Here is an 18060-nt window from a genome sequence, read left to right on the forward strand (position 1 = left end):
CGGTTGAAATTCTCAATCAGGGTTTAAAAGATTTGGTTGAGGAAGCTTCTAAATATAAAAAGTCACAGTGATTCGCGAATATCATTCGCGAACCAATTTCCCCTTTCCACATCCCGTGAAAAGTCAGATACTGATGAATCCAGACCCCAGATTCAGACATTGGTTCATTGACCAGATGCTGCCTGATTTCCTTTAATTGTTGAAGCTTCTCTATGATTTGGTCAATGCGATCTGTCATGGTAGTTACAAGAGTTATGCCTATTGAAAATTTTAAGGCATAACTACTTTAACTGCGAAGCGGTGTCCGCGATGGCTACACCCGCCAAAGGCATCGCCTACCGAGCGCGAGAGCATCTCTAAGACGGCTGGCAATTTCCCCAGGTGTGTATGGCAGCTACGCTCCATATTGCATCTATCCGGTTAGACATTTTTACTAACTAGTTTTGAGATTGATAACAGGTTGTGAATATTGGCTAGGAGGTGAACTGCGATCGCTTGCCTCACCCCTTCAGACGTTAAAGCCACCGCTCTTGATTTTGCTCCCGGCAGTAGTTAGACAATGGCCGCGATGCCTGCGGTTCTTGCTAGCCGAAGCACCTTCTTCGGCCTATGCTTAATTCCCGAAGCGATCGCTTTATCCCAATTAATTCTCTAGCAACTTACTGATGCTAGCTTTTATACGGTTTTTGGTAGTCACCACTGAGAATAGCCGTATTTTGTATCAAGCTCTGATACCGTAGTCACGCCCTCTATATAAATAGATATTAATCATCATGACTACCAAATTCATCGTGACTACCAAACCATGACTACCAAACCCCAAATCCCCAATCTCAATTCTTGGCTTGGCTACGGGCAACCACTTCATTTCTGTACTAGCTTGGCAATGCTGGTTTTTATACGGTTTTTGGTAGTCACCACTGAGAATAGCCGTATTTTGTATCAAATTCTGATACCGTAGTCACGCCTTCTATATAAATAGATATTAACTATCATGACTACCAAATTCATCGTGACTACCAGACCATGACTACCAAAACCCTAAACCTCCAATCTCAATTCTTAGCATGACTACGGACGAGCGCATCATTTCTGTACCCACTTGGTAATGCTGGGTTTTATACAAAATTGGTAGTCACCACTGAGAATAGCCGCATTTTGTATCAAATTCTGATACCGTAGTCACGCCTTCTATATAAATAGATATTAACTATCATGACTACCAAATTCATCGTGACTACCAAACCATGACTACCAAAAACCCAAATCCCCAATCTCAATTCTTGAGGTGACTACGGGCGTAGCTTGCCGCCAACTCTTGGAGACGCACTCACGTTTGGCATCGCTTCATTTTTGTACTCACTTAGCAATGCTAGTTTTTATACAATACTTAGTAGTCACCACTGAGAATAGCGGCATTTTGTATCAAATTCTGATACCGTAGTCACGCCCTCTATATAAATAGATATTAACCATCATGACTACCAAATTCATCATGACTACCAGACCATGACTACCAAAACCCTAAATCTCCAATATATTTTTAGGTTATTGGGCCACCAGGGCAGGGCGATCGCTCCTACTCCCTTGACACTAGCTTGACTGTATTGAACATTAGACGTTAGACGTTAGACGTTAGGCGTTGGGCGTTGGGCGTTGGGTGTTGGGCGTTGGGCGTTGGGTGTTGGGCGTTGGTCATTAGTCATTGGTCATTGGTCATTGGGTGTTGGGTGTTGGGTGTTGGGTGTTGAATGTTGGGTGTTGGGTGTTGGGTGTTGGGTGTTGGGTGTTGGGTGTTGGGTGTTGGGTGTTGGGTGTTGGGTGTTGGGTGTTGGGTGTTGGGTGTTGGGTGTTGGGTGTTGGGTGTTGGGTGTTGGGTGTTGGGGAAGAGGCGATGCCAAAGGCAAGCTACGCTCTACTCCCCTGGTGGCCCGATTAAACATTGAAGATTAGGGATTGGGTGAAATGGGCGTTGTCATTCCATCTGTGAAACCTGATCTTGTTTTGTCGTTCTTTTGTCGTTCTTTTGTAGTCAATTTGATCTGATTGCGATCGCCTCTGCCATCTCACCCAATACTGCTAAAATAATTTTTTACTCGAAATTTTCATTTTTTCGCCTCAAACGCCATGCAAAAATGGCTCAAATTTAAGTTACCCAAAATAAGCGTAATGGGTACGGTTATTTTATTCTCTAAACGAAGAATTGTTGACAGCAAAAAATAGCGATTCCCCAAACTAGTCCTAGAGCTGTCCTAGAACAGTCGTAGACTAGTCGTAGAGAAATTAGCAATTGCTCCCCGTGATTCCCGAAACTAGTCATACAGCAATCCTAGAGCAGTCGCAGACTAGTCCTAGAACAGTCCTAGAGAAATTGTGATTTGGTATACAATTTTGCTATTTAAAACCCACTAATTACATAGACTTAGTGGGGATTATGACTGAGTTTGTAAAGGAAAATATTTCGGTTAGACTTTAATTCAGTTCTGCATTTTGATTCTGCAAAGTGATATTGCTCCCGCGACGCTGCTGTGATTAATCCACACAAATTTTTGCATAAAAAAATGAAACAGAGCCAACAAGTAATTCTTTCAATTAAGCGAAGGGTAGACACTATCGACGGGCAGATAATTAGTTATCTGAAAACAGAACCTTTTGGTTTAGGCAACTTACCTCAAATAGTGATGTTGACCCTCAAACAATATTGGTTGCCTTTCACCATCTCTGCTGATTCCGTCGATGGTGAAGAACTCAGGCAGAAGGCAATTTGGTCAATTAAAAAATTAGAAGCACAGGCGGCTTTGATTCGTGAGGTTTTTCTGGAATCTCATGTCAAAGACGACGCTGGTGATAGTCTACCCGCCCACCGGAGGTGATCTCTCCTAACAGTGGCGTGGTCAGGTGACACGATCGCTCTGTGTTACCTTGCCTCCCAATTGAGATTTTGGTTGTCACACAAAGCGATCGCTTCTCTCCACTCCCAATACCAAACGGTATTGGGAACTTTTGCATTGAGGGAAGCAGGAGGGAAAGAACTAATTGTCTATCAACTCTTTCCTCCCCTGCCCCTCTGCTCTAGACCTCTGCTTTGATTGGATATTGCAGTTGTAAAACCTCAGTCGCTTTTGTAGTCCTTTTGTAGTTTTATCGGACTCATTTTTGGCTGATTCTTGATTTTTACCTCAACAAACTTTCCGCCAAATATGGCGTACTGTGCGTCAAAAAAAGATGGATTACAGCGCTTAAAACCTTTTAAGCTTGTTTAAAATTAGTAGGTAAATATGGGGATAAATCGGGTGACTTTTGGGATTTATTGGGAATTATTGAGCTAATGAGAATTTGGTGACTGGAAGATGTTGAAGAGGTAAAAAAATCAGCGATGAATTTGAATTTGCGTTCTGGAGGATTGGGATATATTGAGTTTAATTGGTGAGAATTGGGGAAAATCGGGAATTTTGGCGATTTTCGGTGTCATGCACAAAACAGCAAAATCAAAGCACAATTGTAATCTTTCACAAGATTTATTTACAAAGGCTGAAGGTATTACGGTATAGGCGTTTTCGCCTTTTAGGAACCATTCTTAACAAGGGGTCAAAAACGGGGTAAATTTTTGTAGATTTAATGTTGAATCTTGGTTCTCTTTCCAGGGGAATGCTCAACGTTCACTTTGTTTGTGATCTCCAGCCCGATAACGCCGCTTTAGTTTCTCCCTGCCTTAAAACCTTCACCGTTCAAAAATTCTTCATTTATCAGCAACAGAATTTTATCTGTACACTTCCCCTTGTTGGCATAGCTGGCATAGACAATAAAAAGCCCTCTAAAAATTGATTCTAAAGGGCAGTGGGAAAAATTATTTGGTGTGAAGAGCTAGATGTACTAGGTTCTGTTGCTAGATACGATCAGAGTTGTCCCCAATCGGATCTTCAGTAACTACAGGTTGAAATTCATCAAATCCGGTTATTGCTGGGGGAAATGTTGTCCAGAAGTTCCATTCCACTGCGGATAATTTAGGAAATTTCGGGGCATCGAAAGAAGGGAGCAGTTGCAAAGATATCTGGAAGTAACGGATGAGCAGGTGTTGGGGGCGGCGGCGAGTTTGGCGATGTTGTCGCCTGTGGGTAGAAGTCATGTAGAGATATTTGCCCATTCACTACATTTACGCGGCTTATTTCTCATCCTGGGGAGAACCTAAAAGCGATCGCTATTCATCCCTCTGCCTTCTGCCTTTTTCAAAAATTCTCGCGTGACCCCTAGTTGTACTCTCCAGGAAGATCAGTTTTTCTAACAGTAATGCTGCCAACTTTCTTGCCTGACATTCTCAATAATTCATCACCTGAAAATTCAAAACCAAGCTTTAGTGCTATTCGCGCAATATCATCTGCGGTTGGTGCTGCAAGCACCTCGTTTTTAAGTTCAGGTTCAGACTGCATTTTCTTTAAAAATGCTTCGATTTGCTCAAAAGCCATATTTAAAATTTGATCCTCGCTAGCTACTCGTAATATAAAGAAAAACAGCAGTATATTTTTTAAGACTAGCAGCACAAGGGTATCAAGATTCGGGGGAAAGATGATTATAGCGACGCGCTGATCTTCATTTATCAGAATCTTGCTTATAAGAAATCACGTTTTGATAAGTAATCATTATCCTACTCCAGATCCGTTTCAGCTTCTCCCTGCCTTAAAGCCTTCCCCGCTTAGAAATTCTTCATTTACTAGCAACAAAATTTTATTTGTGTCCTTGCCTTTGTTGGCATAGCTAGCAGGGTTACTGGGATCTTTTTTATTCTCCATACCGAATTTCGCGTTATGGCTGATTATTTCGTCTTTGTGTTGCTCAATCCAGTCGCGTACCAACAAGCCGTTACAGCCTGATAAATCTCTCAAAGCTTGGTTAGTAATTGCTAGGCGATCGCTGTCCCCAGTTGCCACAGTATCGTTATAAAGACAAATTGCCTGATAAGACCTACGAATTTTTTCTACAGCTGCTAAGGTTGCCTTGCTCCCCCAGACCTCAGCATCAGTTTTGGCTTGCCAGTCAATCTCTTCTTTGATGGGTGTGACTTTGGCGGCCGTAGCCTTGGCAGACGGGGCGATTGCTCCCCCAAGAGTAACCTTGTTCACCACTTCAATAATTTTCGCTTCTAACCAAGAATCTAGCTCGGTAACGTTGAGAGTAACTGTTTGTGGTTGCTGTGGTGCTGTGGTTTCCATTGCTGCTTTCTCCTGTTGTAATTGGTTATTGGCTTGCTCTAACTGGTTATTTGTTTCAGTTAACTGCTTAATTTCTGCTTCTAACTGGGCAATTAATCGCTGTGATTCCTGTAACTGCTTCGCAACATCAACGCGGTTTTTGTGGTGTTCAATCAAACGGCTGACTACCGATTGCTGATTTGGTAAATTCCATTGGGCTTGCAATTCCTTGAGATATTCAAAATCAGCAGGGATAGCCCGAACTTGAACTAGTTTTTCTTTCTCTGGTGCATCTGGGAAGCCTACAGGCTTTATGGTGTAGTAGTCTGCATACCCCAAAGTGGTTACAAGGTTTTGTAAATCCCGATCAGTGGGAGCATCCTTGACAAAGTGTCCAGCTAACCTTGCAGCATGGAGCATTTTAGAACCTGTTGAACCCTGGCAATCCCTCTCTGTAGCCAGCGCTAAATATGCAGCCCGGAGCGCTTTGCAGTTGTCTTGTTCTTCCCCGTGTCGGAAATTTAAGATGGGGGCAATGTCTCCCTTATCCCCAAAGTACGCCCGTACTACCCGATTCAATGAACCGTTGCGGCGGCTGTCAATGGCGCGGTTTTGTGCTGCTACATCTGTAAGATTTTCGTTAGCCACCTCTGTTAAAAGTGCTTTAGTTGATGGTTCTTTTCTTAGCCAGTTCAACCGCTCGATGACGTAACTAGCAGGGTAAAGGGTAGCGATCGCAAATACTGGCTGATCTCCCCGTTTCTTCCCTTGTCCAGTGAACATTACCTGATAGCTTTGACCCTCAACAGCTGCAAACTTAGCACGAGCGAGAATTTCATGGGGACGGCGGCCGGTGGCAGCAATCAAGCCTACTGCTACCTCATGGAGGTCTTGGGATTCTAGCAGTTTACCCGTTACCTCTAAATATTCGTCTGGGCTGATTTCTTGAGCATTGTCTAGGCGTAAGCTTACCCGTGTGGTTTCGTTGCGTTCTTCCCAGTCTTTCTTATCCAGACCACACAGCAATAAAACATAGTGCTTTAACTCATAACCTGTTACGTTGCCTTGGGCATCATGCTTGGGTACAGAATCAGCGTTTTTCCCTTGATCTAAGGGGAGTGACTTGAATTTTTTATAGAAGCCAGCCCGACTCAGCACAGTACCTAAGCTTTTAATGCTGTAGCTGGTTTTGGTGTTAATAAACTCGTTAAAAGCTTCGCAGTGTGGCTTGATATCTTCAAGGCTTTGCAAATCCTTGACCGCTTCAAAAAGTTGCTCCACTTGCTCTTGAACTGCTTTTGACATCTGACTGACTCCCTTTTATTTCTAAACTGTTATTAATCTAACTAACAAGTTATTTAATGTCAATAACCTGTAAGATATATTTAACAGGTTATTGAAGTTAAATAACAGGTTAAGCTACGCTAATAACAGGTTGAAAAAACCACAGAAAAAGCGGGCTACTAACCCGCAGCTTAAAAATAAAAGGTATTCTCATGTTACTCACAATTGCTAAACCTCAACAATTCCAACCTACTAGCGACTACTTTGACGGAGAATTCGACGCGGCGATTGGATTACCACCCAAAAGCCAGGATGGAGACTACTGGCGGGGATATCTCGCCAAGGTAAACGAGACTGGTAACACACCGTTCTAAAACCCAAAGGGAGGCTAACAACCTCCCTTAATTTTGCTTACTTTGTCAATTTCTCTTGTGGCTGTATCACGGAGTTAACTGGTTGATTTGTAAATCTGCCAGCGATCGCACCCACGGACAATAGCCCGATCATGCTGAAAATGATTAGCTTAATTGGCAAGTCGCTAATGCTAAAGACGTGTAGCGATCGCTTCTCAAATTCCCAGTTAACCATCAGAAATTGCACTGGATTAAAATCAAACCACTCTTGACTTTTGATTAACTCAACATTGCATTGGCTAAATTGTTGATGTAATTCACCCTCTACATCTGCCATATCCTCTACATAAATAGTCTTGAGGATTTTCACGTTACAAGGTGGTTGATTCCTATGAAAGTTATCAAGTCGAGCTTCGGGATTACGAGATAACCCAATTTTGCAACGACGGAGGTAACAACCAGGAATTAGCCCGTGATAGCCCTCTGCTTCCATTAAATAGATAAATCCCGGCTCATGGTCATTTTTAGGCTGATAGATAAGTGTCGTAATATCATCCAAGTCCATATATTTATTTCCAAACTATTTTGTTAGAAACTGTTATTTTTTTGCAGTTCAAACAGTAATATCTTTTATCCTTTCTCACGGTTAGATTTGCGTGACCACAGTGGGGACAATAAGGCTTTGTGTCACTTTGGCGGCTACCCCCTATAGTCGGAAATGACGCGACTGACATCACCGTGTCAGTGCTTACTGTGCTTGGCTTTAAAGTATCCCTTGTCAATCTCGTGTCATTCGTGTCAGGGGACTTGGCAACCCTTGCCAGTCGCTTTGTATCCTCTATTTCTTGATAGTTAAAACTGACTTTATCTAAATTAGGTAAAAAATAAAGTTTGGGTGAGCGAGAATCGACTACTAAGGCTACTCTTAATAATCTCGCATCATCGGTAACTAACTCATTTTTATGGTCGATGTATTCTTCAATTGCGTCTAAGTTCCGAATCAACTTAGCCAAGTTAGACTCGCTGTTTTTCCCCTTGCCGTAGGTATTCAGATAATGTCTGATTTTGGGAATGCCAATGATTATTTCGGTAAAAAGTGACCGATCATCATTAGTAAAACCTGGGATTTGTTTGGTCATCACTGATTGACCAGACACAATCCAGCCGATGTTATTATGACCAAACTGTTTCAGAATCTTCTTGAGGTTTTCCCCTGCCTTGTATGGCTCACTGCAAGAATTTAGGGTGTTATCTAATTCATCCCATGCCCAAATTTGAAAGAAGTTAGCAGCGAATGTGGGGTTTTGAACTCGAAAATTTCCGTCGTCTAGGCAATCATCAAAGGATTTAATCGCGGCTGTTGTGTCGCCATACTTAAGGAAATGCTCTAAAGGATAGTTGCTATCTTTGAGTGAAGCAACAGCACCAGGATAAGACACTGTAACCAGAGTATTAGGCACTTTCTCGCCCTTGCCAGTATTGCCACGAGTACAACCAGCTTTGAGAATTTCGCTAATCATTACCGCAGTGGTTGGGGTTTTACCAACGCCCGGATCTGCAATCAGCCGATAGCGGATAGGGTGAGAAGTGACGTAGTTTATAAATTCGTCAGGAGTCCCAACCATCAGCTTAATTTCATCTGTTTTGATGGCTGGGCCCATACGGTAACTGACCACAATACAATCGGTTATTTCTAGCTTGCGAACGCTTGTTATTTTGAATAGTCCTAACTTTTTAGCCAGCGTGTCAGAATGTTTGCTGATTGCTTCTGCAATGGCTTTGGGATGCACAGACCGGGAATAGCCATAGCCAATGTCTACAACACCGTCAGGCTTCACCTGAAAGCCTTTAACGCTCAAAGCTAGCCTGAGATCACTAAACAAGGTACGCGCTATTTCGTTGGCGATTTTCCCGTTGATATCAAAGCCAAATTCACCATACACGGGTTCTATTAAATCACCAAGCAATTGTTGCTGTAGCTGACCTATACGCTCGTTTAGTAATTCGATTTGCAAAAGATAATTTTGGCGCTCACTAGCGATTGCCTCCCCAACCTCATCTAAATTTTCGTTGTAGCTACTTGCTAAACTCTTGATAATTTCTGCTTTGCTTTGATGTCCGTGCGCTACCTTCTCACCCCAGGATTGCAGCCGTCTAAATAACTGCATAGCTTCACTGGTTATCGAGTCATGCTCTAAGTAAATTTTCTCTAATTCCTGAGACTTAGCAAGTTGAAAACGTTGATTAGCTTCCGTTTCTACTTGAGATTTAAAGTTAAATTCCCATTGCTCACATTCGGATTCTAAATATTCAATACGTTGTTTTTCTTGCTGTGATTGGGTAAACGCTTGGTTCAACTTAGCTTGCAGTTGGGCAATTAAACCCGTGTTTTCTAGCTTGCTGTGACCTAACGAGTTGATGGTATTTCTTGCTTCTTTGAGTTCATCTCTCAAGGATTCTAGCTGGCTGCTAGCGTTAGTTAACTTTGACTTGCAAGTGTCAAAATCCCTAATTATTTTATGCAGTGTCTTACCTGCTTGTTCGTTTTTACTTTCAGCATCATTTAGCAATCTCTGTGATTTATTATCCGCGATAAAGTAAGTAATAAAACTTGCTGGGAATGCTCCCACACCAAGCATAGAGATTACTTTGGCTATATCGTTGGTGAACCCTCCAGAAGCTACTGCCAAGCCAGCGCACAAGCTAAAAGCACTTAGCCCTAAGCTGTAGGATAATCTCATGATTTTACCTCCAGATAATCACCCAATTGGGCTTTGAAGCTTGCTAGATTGCCCTGTGATTCAACAGTTTTTAGTCGCAATTCTTCAGCTTTAATTTGTGCTTGTAACAACTTTTGATTTAGTTCGTCTTTGCTATAAACCGAGATATTCGTGTCAGCGCTCGTCTTAACTTGACTAACATCTAAAGCAACTGATTTTTGGGTAGTTACCTCTTTTTGATTAAGGTAATCCAAATAATTACCCTTGACTTTTTCAATCTCGGTAGCTGCTTGGATGCCAGCGCCAAAAGCCTTTGAGTGTTTACCAATTACAGTAAATTTCTCGCGTGTTAGGTCGAGCGCTGCCCCGGTCAATTTGAGCGATCGCGTTGCACCTTCATAGATTTTCATCCCTTTATCAAGCTGGCTTTGAGTTGCCTGTGGGAGAGTTTCGGGAGGATTTAGGGGATCTGAAATATGGTATTGATTGGGTTGGAATGGTGGCATCATTCCCGGTACTAAGTCAGGGGTGACAGTTAGTAAGCCAGGGATGCGGCTATCTATGGGAGTAGTCGCAGGGGTAGCAGATGTGGAATTAGTGCTAGATGTCGAGTTTTGGTTACGCCCTGCTAACTTCTCAGCTACAGCTTTCGCGGCTGCTTTTGTAGTGTCAATTCTTGCCATTGCTCAAAAACTTTCTAGTGTTCAGTAAGGATTGATATTTAATTTCTAATTGCCTAAATGCCTTGTCTATTTCGCTAAATTCAAGTGCTAATTCCTCATCTAAGTCATATTTTTTCAGGACTTTGTTTAGCTCTTTCTCATCCGTCTTTGCATTCTCAATTTGACTATTTAGTTCGTCCATATTGCTAATAAGAAATTGCAAAATTAAAAAAGCCAATCAGCGAACTTATCTGAATATGCGTCATGGCTTTGATATTTTTTAGCAAATTAGTTGAGCTTTGTGAGAGCTAGATATTCAACATCATCAATAGCCGCTAACACCTCATTTAGTGCTTGAACTGCGTCGCCTAACATCAAATCATTGTTAGTTGAAAAATATTCATGCTGTTGGATTTTCTGATAGTTAGCATCGCTCAAAACTACTTGTAAGGATGCTGAACAACCTCTCAGAATTGCTTTGATTTGTTCTGTATTCATGAGATAATTTTTCTGTAGTTTTCATCGGCGGAGACTGCATTCCATTTGCTATTCACAGGCGATCGCTTACTTTGTCCAAGACAGCGATTGCTTTGTATTGCCACCGAAAATCATTCTGTAAAACCTTCAAACCGAGATACTTCTAACTCAGCATTAGCAGCCGATTCCAAGTAGTTGAAATATTGCTTAACGTCACCAAGAGCTACATCACAATCAAAACGCAAGCCTTTAAACTGTGGATGCTGGCGAATTTGCCCAAGTAATTCCTGAGCTTGAGCAACTAGCTCTGGTAAGGAATTACCGCTCATATTTACCTCTGATTCAATGCCGGAAATTGTAAAAGTCATGGCGTTAGTACTCTTTCTAATAACCAGTTAACAAAGTCGAGGGGAGATAACAGGATGTTGATCGCTCTCACGCGATTAGCTTTTTTCCCAGTTCGGTGATGATGCCTTCAATTTCTTGGGTCAGGTCAGTTTCATCTGGGGTAACTTCTGGCTTTTGTTGTGCAAGTCCAGCCAAATCTCTAATCGCTCCCAAATATCCTTGCTTTTGGTGTTGCCAGTGCTGATTGATACTCTCTGTTAGTTCCGTATCTCGCACAGCTAAGTTATTTAGAATCAGTTGGTTCTTAACTTGGGCTATAGCGTCTACTGCTGCAATTTCTTCTGATGCCTGCCTAGTTAGCTGTTCAATCAGCGTCATTTGGGCGTTAGGGCTTGAGCCGGGGGTAGGGGCTGTTAGATGTTGCTGTTGCCCTTGTAGGGATAGGGCATTTTGTGGCTGTTCTGTAGCTGGCTCAGATGTTTGCTGTGTTAAATTTTGTGAATTTTCAGGTAACTCTGAGGTGCTAGCCACAACTGGCAATTCTGGTTGAAAGTATAAGGCGATCGCTTCTAAATCTAATTCCGAAACTGCCTTTACAGTGTCGAAATCATCAGGGCGAACATGGCTTAAAGCCAGTCTCAAGCTCTGTTCCGTGGTCATATATCTTAAGCAAGCATCATGAATGCTTACTGTGTCTGCTGTTGGTGCTGTGGTTCTCTTCCGTGTTGCCATGATTTACGCTCCCTTTTGGATTTTTTGGATTTGCTGGAATGCTTGCTGATAGCGGTATCTAGAAAAATCATTCGGGTTTTTGGCGATATAGCCTTTGACCCGTTCGCTGCGTCGTAGCTGTGCCATTAGCCGCCCTACTCTGCCCAAAACCCATGCTTGGTAGGGTGATAAGGGTGATTCCCGGTCGTAGCTGCCATCGTGGTTTTTTGGGTAGGCATCTCTGAAACTGGGAATTCTCCAGAAGGCTAAATTCTCCCAAGTGACCAAAGTAGAACGGCTTACACCCAAAACCTCAGCTAAATATGTCTTGGTAGATGGAAAATCTAAAAATAAATCTAAATCTGTAGAGTGTTTACTCCGTCTAGGTTTCATGGGTTTACTACAGTAATCAATGTGAATCAGATAGTAACTAGCTAGCAATCAGAAGAAGTACACATCACGATGTAGCACCTAAACGCTAAACCCCTTACTGTGTAAGTCGCTGGGGTACTCGTAGGACGCTAATTAGTGACTTGTTGTTGATCGATTGCTTCTCTGTTGATATAGTAATTAAAGGTGAGTCACCTGTCAATACTATGATTCAAAACTGGTCAATAAAACTCAAGAGGAATGATAATTAGGCATAGTGACTCACTGTTATGTATGCCTTCTAAAAAACCACAAATGACAATCCGTATAGAAGAGGATGAATATAAATATCTACAAAGCTGGGCGAATAAAGAGTTTTTAACGGTTCCCCAATTGACTAGGGTGCTAGTAAAACGCGCGATCGCCGAACAAAAGAAACTAGAACAAAATAAATCAGCATGACAGAAGCACAAATCTAAGTAGCGATCGCCAAAAGATAAAACGGGAGAATTGACAATGGTCAGCAGTCTTAAAGAACTAATTGATGAGCCAGAATTGGGTCATACCTCAGACCCAGAGGAAAGGTTTATCAGCAGTGGTGTGAGTTGGGAGAGTTATGAATCGCTACTAGTCAAACTAGAAAACAACTCTCATTACCGTGTTACTTATTTAGATGGAATATTAGAGATAGTGTCGCCATCAATCAGACATGAAAAAATCAAAACGAATTTAGGGATGCTGTTAGAGCGTTTCTTTTACAGCAAGCGTATTCGTTTTGTACCTATGGGAAGTTCTACTTTTAGAAACAAAGCAAAAAAAGCAGGTGCGGAACCAGACGAATGTTACTGCATAGGTGAAGAGAAAAGTGTACCGGACTTAGCCATAGAAGTAGTTCTCACCAGTGGCAACATAAGTAAATTGGAAATCTACCGAAGATTAGGAGTTGCAGAAGTTTGGTTCTGGGAGAGAAACCAGTTTAAGCTATACCACCTACGGGACAATTCCCAGACTGAGCTTGCCACCATTTACCCTGATACTTATGGCTATGAGCTTAGGGCAGCAAGCGAAATACTGCCAGGATTAGACATTTCCTTGCTAGAGCAATGCATTACAATTTCAGATTCAATTCAAGCTATTGATGAATTTGAACAGGGGCTAAAAGCGGACAATGAGTGAAACAGATAGCGCCGCGATCGCTCAACTCTACGAGAGATTAGAGCGATTTGAGGCGAACACAAATAGAACCTTGTCCTGTCAGACAGTACTTTTAGAAGAAGTTTTACGGATACTCCGCGATGCAAAAGGCGGCAAGCTACGCAATGGCGGTACTGGTATATGAAGAGATTTCCAAAGTATGCGATCCCCTTACCAATAGTTTGTATTTTTGAGGACTACACAAAAGATATAAAATCTTAGCTTAATTCATCTAGAGTTCACAAAATAACTAGCAAAAAAAATGCTAGCTACACAGCCCTCAGCTTTTTGAGTGCGATCGCAGGGATTAGTCAATCAATCCACCACGGTAAGCAAAAGCAGCGCACAAAGAAACGTTTAGTAGACGTTTCAGCCCCCGGACTCTGCAACCAGCAAGTCTAATTAAATTTATAACTATTTCAAGCTTACCGACTAATCCCTACAATCTGCAAATTTAAAAGTTAAGGGGCTGTCCAAACCAACAAAGGACAACCCAATGAATAAACCCCTCACTTTTGACAGACAGGGGTTTGCGAATGAAAAGCCTAGTATTCTAACGCAAACTTTCCCCAACAATCAAGAATCTCGAATTTCGGAATTATCAAACCATATAAGCGATCGCCGAACTAGCACCAAATATTTAAAAGCGGGTTGCTGTGACGTTGCTCTAAGACCATGCCCCGACCCGGATTTACTGCGATCGCCCAACCTCAACTTAGAGGAGTCCTTTTACTTACAGCGATTAGTAAAGCAAGGCATGTTTAGTGGTCAGGTGGCCGCCGTACTTCTCCAAATTGAAGCCAAGGTTGGAGGGGTGGCAGTATGAATCACAAAGGATTCGGCAAGATAGCCTCACCCCAAAAATCACTAAATCAAGAACTAAGGCAGGTTTTTAGAAAATTCAACAAGCGAGGTAAGCTCAGAAGTACCCCTTGGGCTTTGCATGAAGTCTCAAGACTTGAGTCCAGAGATGGAAAAGTCCATCAAGTTGTTGTAGCCGACAACCAAAATGACATGGCGCAAGGCGATGCCTGCTCTGGGCGTAGCCATCACCATGATAGCGAAATTCAACCACTGGGTAATTATCAAGGATTCAAAGAGCCATCCGCACCTTATACTTTGCCAGCCAGAGAAGATTTTGAAGCAAGCCACTGGCAAGAGTGGGGTGAGAGTGGGATTGACAGTGAGATAGCGGCACTTAACTTCAAATCGCTGTCAGGGAATGCCGCTTTTGATTACTTGCTCTACTCCGATAAAATCAGCCGCCGTAACGATGGGCGGCTACGCGATGGGGATATGCGGCGATATGCTCACCTGTCTAATGGTGGTTGGTGGTGTAGCGGAATAAATATTATCACTGGTGAAGATTCCGATTGGGGATGCTTCAAGCCCAACACGCCAAGAATAGATGAGGGTAACAGCAAGGCAATTAAGTATGAGCATCCCCCCAAAGTTGACACAGAAATTTTTGCCTTACGGATTCCCGCCCGGATCTGGGAATTAATTAGCCGCCACTACGATGTGACACTACCAGAAAATTACCAAAGTTTACCTTTTGGTGATTTTTGGCGATGGGTGAGAGAGAATACCCAAATTCCCGTTATCATCTGCGAGGGTGCTAAAAAAGCAGCTGCAATCTTATCTTGTGGTTATGTCGCCATTGGTATACCCGGAGTATGGGGAGGCCGTCGCCAACCAAAGGATGAATATGGCGAAAATAACGGCGCACCGTACCTAATCCCACAGTTAGCCGCTTATGCTCAATCAGGCAGGCGAATTTATTTCTGTTTCGATGCCGATGTGAAGCGCACCACGGTTAGAAGCGTGAATGGTGCGATCGCTAAAACTGCCAAGCTTTTATCTTTGCGTGGCTGTGAAGTCCGAGTAATGGGGTGGCATTTGGCATTAGGCAAAGGGATTGATGATGTACTAGCTGCTTACGGCCGCGACCAATTTGATACTATTTACTGCGATGCTCTGAAATTAGATGAGTGGAACACCAAGCAACTAAGGCGGCTCACATACACCCCAGATTTGAACTTAAATCAGCGTTACTTGGGTGAGTTGGCTATTCCTTTGGGTAAGCAGCTAATAGGCTTGAAATCGCCAAAGAACACAGGTAAAACTCACTTGCTTCAGTGGCTAACTGACCCGATAATTCGCGCTGGTGAGAGGAGAGTGTTAGTAATTACCCATCGGGTGCAACTGGCAACCCAGCTTGTAAAAAAACTGGGATTACCTTTCATTACCGAAGTGAAGCAGACTGAGCAAGGCTCACATTTCGGAATGGGGTTAGTAATTGATAGCTTACATCCAAAAAGCCAAGCCAAATTTAACCCTGATGAGTGGAAAGGGTGCTGGTTGATTTTGGATGAAATCATGCAGCTAATCTGGCATTTGTTGAGCAGTTCGACTTGTCAGAGCGATCGCGTAGCCATCATCAAAAATTTCAAACGCCTGCTAATGAATGTTGTTAATTATGGTGGGAAAATCTTCATTGCTGATGCTGACTTAAACGATATTGGCATTGACTTTATCAAAGGACTAATTGGGCAAGAGATTGACACTTTTATCGTGGAAAATACATTTCAGTTTGTAGAGCCTTGGCAGGTAAATTTAGTACAGGGTAATAATCCAGCACAATTAGTAAAAATCCTTACCCAAAAACTAGAGAATGGGGATAAGTGTTTTGTTGCTTTGTCTGGACAACGGGCTAGTTCTAAATGGGGTTCTCGCAATTTGGAGGCGTACTATAAAAAACTGCTGCCACACCTGAGAATTTTACGAATTGATTCTAAAAGTACAACTACTCTTGGTCATCCGGCTTTTGGCTGTACAGATGATTTAAATGAAGTAATTAAAAACTATGACCTCGTTCTAACTACCTCGACCATTGAGACTGGGGTATCAATTGAAGAAAAGCATTTTGATTATGTTTTTGGGATTTTTCAAGGCGTACAAACTACCGATGGTGTCAGACAGCATTTATCACGTTACCGCCCTCCAGTCCCTCGTTACATCTGGCTTAATCCAGTAGGCATCAATAGGGTAGGCAATGGCTCCAATAGTGTCAAGGCATTACTAGCAGGTGAGTACATCAAGAATAAAGCCAATATTAAAAAGCTCGTTGATTTGGGATTTGAGGAATCGATAGAAGGCAATTTTGAGAGCATTTGCATTAATACTTGGGCGAAGTTAGGGGCAATCATCAATGATGGAATGAATAGCTATGAATCGCAAATTATTAGTGATTTGAAATCTGAGGGACATATCATCTGTGAAGTCAGCGCAGATGAGTTACCCGAACCCGCAGAAGTAGAAACTACTAAGCAAGAAATTTACAAAAACTGCAAATCAGAATATGCGGGACACTGTGAAAACGTCACCACATCTGAAAGCATTACAGATGAACAGTTTTTGAAACTAGATAAACAGAATTGCAAAACTGAGTCCGAACAGTTAAAACACAGAAAAGGTGAGATTGAAAGGCGTTATAACGTGACCGTTACTCCCGAATTAGTAGAGAAAGATGATAAAAACTGGTATTCTATAATTCGACTAGATTACTACCTTGGCGTGGGTAGGGAATTTCTACCGGATAGAGAAATAAACGTCATGTCTACCGCTTTAAAAAATGGCGGTGGAGATTATTTCATTCCCGATACTAATAAAAGCTTTATTGGGAAAAAAATTGATGCTTTAGACTGGATTGGGTACAAAGAGCTTCGAGAAACGGACGGATTGAGCAACAATCACCCATTAGCACAAGCAGTATTTGAGAAAGCAAAAACTCATCAGTCCGATTTGAGCTTAATTCTTGGCGCTAAGAGTAATATGTTTGCAAAGCTAAATACTCCCATGCAAGTCTGTCAAAAACTAGCATCTCTTACTGGGTATAAATTCCCTCGATTGCGGCGAGAGGGAACACGAGGCAACCAAGTCTGGATTTACGGTGTTCCCGCGCCAGACTTCCAAAAAGATGATGAGGGGAATCTGGTTTTGGTCGATGGTCGCGCTGTTCCCGTTAGCGATCGCCGAGAGGAAGTTTTCACGGCATGGGTAGAGCGCGATATCCTAGCCAGAGAAAAAGCCGCCAAAGCAAAACTAGAGGCACAAGTACAAGCAACAATTCCCAATTGCCAATTGTCAGCACTTGCAGAAACCGAAATTAATACGCTGACCACATTACAAGAACAGTACGCAGAGCAAAAAACACAGACCCTAACAGAAGAAGTTGAGTCAATAGTCATCACTCATAACTCAGGAAATCAGGCGATGGCTACGCCCAGAGCAGGCATCTCGGTTGAGTTACCAGTTGAAAATCAGCAACCAAGAGAAGCGGTAATTGAAAAACTACTAAAAATTTCTAACTGGGGAGAAGTTGCGGTGAGCCAAGCCGAGATTAATGAAGTTTGGCCCCTACTCTCAGAAAACCAGCGTTCGCATCTGTGGCAACTTCATCAAAAATATCAGCAGCAATTGTCTTTAGAGGAATTGGCACAGCAGGCGATCGCTACACAAGCTGAAATTAAGGAAACGGGTTTTGGTTCCCACTTCCGAAGCTATGTTTTGAAAGCTGTCTTCAGGGGAATAGCGATCGCGAGGAAATGCTGGGGCGACAAGCAAGAATGCTCAATACCTTTAAATCAACTATTGCTAGCCACTGGTTAGAGTTTGTGTACCTAGTCAATTTTCAGAACACCAAACAATCATGACAAAAACAAAAATATCATATTTAGCAACCCCTGAAGAGGTA

The 18060-nt window shown here is 42.4% G+C and carries 24 protein-coding genes; 10 read left to right on the top strand and 14 right to left on the bottom strand.

Features of this window, described 5'->3' with window-relative positions:
- Positions 1–16: 16 nt before the first annotated feature.
- Entirely contained in the window at positions 17–238 is a 222-nt protein-coding gene (locus H6G92_RS28505; protein ID WP_190898846.1) for a hypothetical protein, read from the bottom strand.
- 32 nt (positions 239–270) lie between these two features.
- Positions 271–405, bottom strand: coding sequence for a hypothetical protein (locus H6G92_RS40505; RefSeq protein WP_277926787.1), 135 nt, complete (start codon positions 403–405; stop codon positions 271–273).
- Positions 406–443: 38 nt separating this feature from the next.
- Here H6G92_RS40505 and H6G92_RS28510 point away from each other — a divergent pair, with 38 nt between their 5' ends.
- Positions 444–617 carry a hypothetical protein gene (locus H6G92_RS28510; protein ID WP_190898848.1) on the top strand — a complete coding sequence of 58 codons (174 nt, stop codon included), beginning with the start codon at positions 444–446 and terminating at the stop codon, positions 615–617.
- 104 nt (positions 618–721) lie between these two features.
- Here the strand turns inward: H6G92_RS28510 and H6G92_RS28515 are convergent, their stop codons facing one another.
- On the bottom strand, positions 722–946 hold the full coding sequence (locus H6G92_RS28515; protein ID WP_190898850.1) for a hypothetical protein: 225 nt from the start codon (positions 944–946) through the stop codon (positions 722–724).
- Positions 947–1656: 710 nt separating this feature from the next.
- Between H6G92_RS28515 and H6G92_RS28520 the strand changes: the two genes are divergently transcribed.
- From H6G92_RS28520 to H6G92_RS28530, 3 genes are all read left to right on the top strand, one after another.
- Positions 1657–1953, top strand: coding sequence for a hypothetical protein (locus H6G92_RS28520; RefSeq protein ID WP_190898928.1), 297 nt, complete (start codon positions 1657–1659; stop codon positions 1951–1953).
- Positions 1954–2561: 608 nt separating this feature from the next.
- Entirely contained in the window at positions 2562–2873 is a 312-nt protein-coding gene (locus H6G92_RS28525; protein ID WP_190898852.1) for a hypothetical protein, read from the top strand.
- A 12-nt stretch (positions 2874–2885) separates the two neighbouring features.
- Positions 2886–3089, top strand: coding sequence for a hypothetical protein (locus H6G92_RS28530; RefSeq protein WP_190898854.1), 204 nt, complete (start codon positions 2886–2888; stop codon positions 3087–3089).
- 797 nt (positions 3090–3886) lie between these two features.
- On the opposite strand, the gene H6G92_RS28535 is transcribed toward H6G92_RS28530, so the two are convergent.
- The 3 genes from H6G92_RS28535 to H6G92_RS28545 form a co-directional block, all read right to left on the bottom strand.
- Positions 3887–4126 (bottom strand): hypothetical protein, encoded by a 240-nt coding sequence (locus H6G92_RS28535; protein WP_190898856.1) that lies wholly within the window; start codon positions 4124–4126, stop codon positions 3887–3889.
- A 121-nt stretch (positions 4127–4247) separates the two neighbouring features.
- Positions 4248–4463, bottom strand: coding sequence for a Nif11-like leader peptide family natural product precursor (locus tag H6G92_RS28540; RefSeq protein WP_104909965.1), 216 nt, complete (start codon positions 4461–4463; stop codon positions 4248–4250).
- A 195-nt stretch (positions 4464–4658) separates the two neighbouring features.
- Positions 4659–6491, bottom strand: a complete 1833-nt coding sequence (locus H6G92_RS28545; RefSeq protein WP_190898858.1) for a protelomerase family protein — start codon at positions 6489–6491, stop codon at positions 4659–4661.
- Positions 6492–6682: 191 nt separating this feature from the next.
- Between H6G92_RS28545 and H6G92_RS28550 the strand changes: the two genes are divergently transcribed.
- Positions 6683–6844, top strand: a complete 162-nt coding sequence (locus H6G92_RS28550; RefSeq protein ID WP_176726887.1) for a hypothetical protein — start codon at positions 6683–6685, stop codon at positions 6842–6844.
- 37 nt (positions 6845–6881) lie between these two features.
- Here H6G92_RS28550 and H6G92_RS28555 read toward each other — a convergent pair whose 3' ends face one another.
- The 8 genes from H6G92_RS28555 to H6G92_RS28590 all read right to left on the bottom strand — a co-directional run bounded on the left by H6G92_RS28555 (position 6882) and on the right by H6G92_RS28590 (position 12134).
- Entirely contained in the window at positions 6882–7388 is a 507-nt protein-coding gene (locus H6G92_RS28555) for a GIY-YIG nuclease family protein (protein ID WP_242059341.1), read from the bottom strand.
- Positions 7389–7392: 4 nt separating this feature from the next.
- Positions 7393–9564: a hypothetical protein gene (locus tag H6G92_RS28560; RefSeq protein ID WP_190898860.1), complete on the bottom strand. Its 2172-nt coding sequence runs from the start codon at positions 9562–9564 to the stop codon at positions 7393–7395.
- Positions 9561–10226 (bottom strand): hypothetical protein, encoded by a 666-nt coding sequence (locus H6G92_RS28565; protein ID WP_190898862.1) that lies wholly within the window; start codon positions 10224–10226, stop codon positions 9561–9563. Before H6G92_RS28565 ends, H6G92_RS28560 begins: the two co-directional genes overlap by 4 nt.
- Positions 10213–10407: a hypothetical protein gene (locus H6G92_RS28570; RefSeq protein ID WP_190898864.1), complete on the bottom strand. Its 195-nt coding sequence runs from the start codon at positions 10405–10407 to the stop codon at positions 10213–10215. The genes H6G92_RS28565 and H6G92_RS28570 overlap by 14 nt, the downstream gene beginning before the upstream one ends.
- A gap of 86 nt (positions 10408–10493) precedes the next feature.
- The gene (locus H6G92_RS28575; protein ID WP_190898865.1) at positions 10494–10703 is read right to left on the bottom strand and encodes a hypothetical protein; all 210 of its coding nucleotides are present in this window, start codon (positions 10701–10703) and stop codon (positions 10494–10496) included.
- Positions 10704–10813: 110 nt separating this feature from the next.
- A complete protein-coding gene (locus H6G92_RS28580; protein WP_242059342.1) occupies positions 10814–11050 on the bottom strand; it encodes a hypothetical protein in 237 nt (78 codons plus the stop codon).
- A gap of 67 nt (positions 11051–11117) precedes the next feature.
- Positions 11118–11762 (bottom strand): hypothetical protein, encoded by a 645-nt coding sequence (locus H6G92_RS28585; RefSeq protein ID WP_190898867.1) that lies wholly within the window; start codon positions 11760–11762, stop codon positions 11118–11120.
- 3 nt (positions 11763–11765) lie between these two features.
- Entirely contained in the window at positions 11766–12134 is a 369-nt protein-coding gene (locus tag H6G92_RS28590) for a hypothetical protein (protein ID WP_190898869.1), read from the bottom strand.
- Positions 12135–12425: 291 nt separating this feature from the next.
- Here H6G92_RS28590 and H6G92_RS28595 point away from each other — a divergent pair, with 291 nt between their 5' ends.
- The 5 genes from H6G92_RS28595 (at position 12426) to H6G92_RS28615 (ending at position 17975) form a co-directional block, all read left to right on the top strand.
- Complete coding sequence (locus H6G92_RS28595; protein WP_167407759.1) at positions 12426–12572, top strand: hypothetical protein; 147 nt, start codon at positions 12426–12428, stop codon at positions 12570–12572.
- A 54-nt stretch (positions 12573–12626) separates the two neighbouring features.
- Positions 12627–13286: a Uma2 family endonuclease gene (locus H6G92_RS28600; protein WP_190898871.1), complete on the top strand. Its 660-nt coding sequence runs from the start codon at positions 12627–12629 to the stop codon at positions 13284–13286.
- Positions 13279–13449: a hypothetical protein gene (locus H6G92_RS28605; RefSeq protein WP_190898873.1), complete on the top strand. Its 171-nt coding sequence runs from the start codon at positions 13279–13281 to the stop codon at positions 13447–13449. Before H6G92_RS28600 ends, H6G92_RS28605 begins: the two co-directional genes overlap by 8 nt.
- A gap of 351 nt (positions 13450–13800) precedes the next feature.
- Positions 13801–14130: a hypothetical protein gene (locus tag H6G92_RS28610; protein WP_190898875.1), complete on the top strand. Its 330-nt coding sequence runs from the start codon at positions 13801–13803 to the stop codon at positions 14128–14130.
- The gene (locus H6G92_RS28615) at positions 14127–17975 is read left to right on the top strand and encodes a plasmid replication protein, CyRepA1 family (RefSeq protein ID WP_190898877.1); all 3849 of its coding nucleotides are present in this window, start codon (positions 14127–14129) and stop codon (positions 17973–17975) included. The genes H6G92_RS28610 and H6G92_RS28615 overlap by 4 nt, the downstream gene beginning before the upstream one ends.
- Positions 17976–18060: the final 85 nt, after the last annotated feature.

The organism is Nostoc foliaceum FACHB-393 (assembly GCF_014698505.1).
Taxonomy (GTDB): Bacteria; Cyanobacteriota; Cyanobacteriia; order Cyanobacteriales; family Nostocaceae; genus Nostoc; species Nostoc foliaceum_A.